General features: G+C 65.6%; 1 protein-coding gene. It reads left to right on the top strand.

The genetic code is table 11. The annotated features are described in order from the left end of the window. Window positions 1-305: superoxide dismutase (locus B3E43_RS01245; protein WP_292026075.1), on the top strand; the 305-nt coding region annotated here is incomplete at both ends.

A 305-nucleotide genomic window follows, 5' to 3' on the forward strand; every position in this document is an offset into this window, starting at 1 on the left:
GGCAAGCACCATCAGGCCTATGTCGACAATCTGAACAAGGCGGTCGACGCCGACCCCGCCCTGCGCGGCAAGTCGATGGAAGAGATGTTCGCGACGATGTCGACCCTGCCCAAGGCGGTGCGCAACAATGCGGGCGGGCACTGGAACCACAGCCTGTTCTGGAAACTGATGGCGCCGTCGGGAAAGACCGGCCGGCCGTCGCCTGAACTGGCCGCCGCCATCGACCGCGATCTGGGCGGGATGGACAAATTCAAGGAGGCTTTCAACGCCGCCGGAGCGGGGCAGTTCGGTTCGGGCTGGGCCTG

This window comes from Brevundimonas sp. UBA2416, from assembly GCF_002343105.1.
Lineage (GTDB): Bacteria > Pseudomonadota > Alphaproteobacteria > Caulobacterales > Caulobacteraceae > Brevundimonas.